Source organism: Pseudoalteromonas sp. BZA4 (assembly GCF_040104395.1).
Classification (GTDB): Bacteria; Pseudomonadota; Gammaproteobacteria; order Enterobacterales; family Alteromonadaceae; genus Pseudoalteromonas.
Map to the genome: position 1 here is coordinate 1 of NZ_JBECOT010000148.1, position 1,123 is coordinate 1,123.

At 39.8% G+C, this 1,123-nt stretch carries 1 protein-coding gene and 1 pseudogene; one reads left to right on the forward strand and one right to left on the reverse strand.

Going from position 1 to position 1,123, the window contains the following annotated elements; all coding sequences use genetic code 11:
- A pseudogene (locus ABMY41_RS21795) lies at positions 1 to 180 on the reverse strand (hypothetical protein); the annotation flags it as partial.
- On the opposite strand from ABMY41_RS21795, the gene trmJ reads away from it, so the two are divergent.
- The gene (trmJ, locus tag ABMY41_RS21800) at positions 174 to 896 is read left to right on the forward strand and encodes a tRNA (cytosine(32)/uridine(32)-2'-O)-methyltransferase TrmJ (RefSeq protein ID WP_349276271.1); all 723 of its coding nucleotides are present in this window, start codon (positions 174 to 176) and stop codon (positions 894 to 896) included. The pseudogene ABMY41_RS21795 and the gene trmJ overlap by 7 nt on opposite strands.
- Positions 897 to 1,123 lie beyond the last annotated feature (227 nt).

The following is a 1,123-nucleotide window of genomic DNA, read 5'->3' on the forward strand; positions in this document are numbered from 1 at the left end:
TGATAGCTGATAGCTGATAGCTGATAGCTGATAGCTGATAGCTGATAGCTGATAGCTGATAGCTGATAGCTGATAGCTGATAGCTGATAGCTGATAGCTGATAGCTGATAGCTGATAGCTGATAGCTATGCTATAATCCCCGCAATTTTTGACTTTCAGTAAGTAACAACGCAATGACACTTGATGATATTCGTATCGTATTAGTTAACACATCACATTCTGGTAATATTGGCTCAGCGGCACGTGCTATGAAAACGATGGGCTTATCAAATTTATATCTTGTTGATCCTGCTTGTGAAATTGACAGTCATGCGAGTGCCCTTGCAGCCGGTGCAACTGATGTTTTAGGTAAAACAGTAGTTGTTGATACACTGGCAGATGCGATTGCTGATTGTGGCTTAACAATTGGTACCAGCGCACGCTCACGTACTTTATCTTGGCCTATGGTTGAGCCGCGTGAATGTGGTGAAAAGTTAGTGGCTGAGGCTGAACATGGCCCTGTTGCACTCGTGTTTGGTCGTGAAAATAGTGGTTTAACGAACGAAGAACTACAACAATGTAACTACCACGTATGTATTCCTGCCAACCCTGAATACAGCTCACTAAATCTAGCAATGGCCGTGCAAACACTGTGTTACGAAACACGTATGGCATATTTATATAAACAGCCAAAAGTACAAGAAGAAGACGAAGCAACCTACCCAAATGCGAAGCAAACTGAGCTGTTCTACGAGCATTTAGAGCAAACGCTAAACGACACAGGTTTTATCATCAAGCAACACCCTGGCATGGTGATGACTAAACTACGTCGCTTATTCAACCGCGCGCGTCCAGAAGAAGCTGAGATGAACATCTTACGCGGTATTCTTACCTCTATTAATAAGTCTATTAAATAAGTTTAGGTTATAAGCTTTATTCATCATAATACTTGACTAAATTACTCAGGTAATTAAAATGTACTCAATACTTGACCAAAAAGGTCAGGTATTGATGCTGAGCTTATAGCTTATAGCTTATAGCTTATAGCTTATAGCTTATAGCTTATAGCTTATAGCTTATAGCTTATAGCTTATAGCTTATAGCTTATAGCTTATAGCTTATAGCTTATAGCTTATAGCTTATA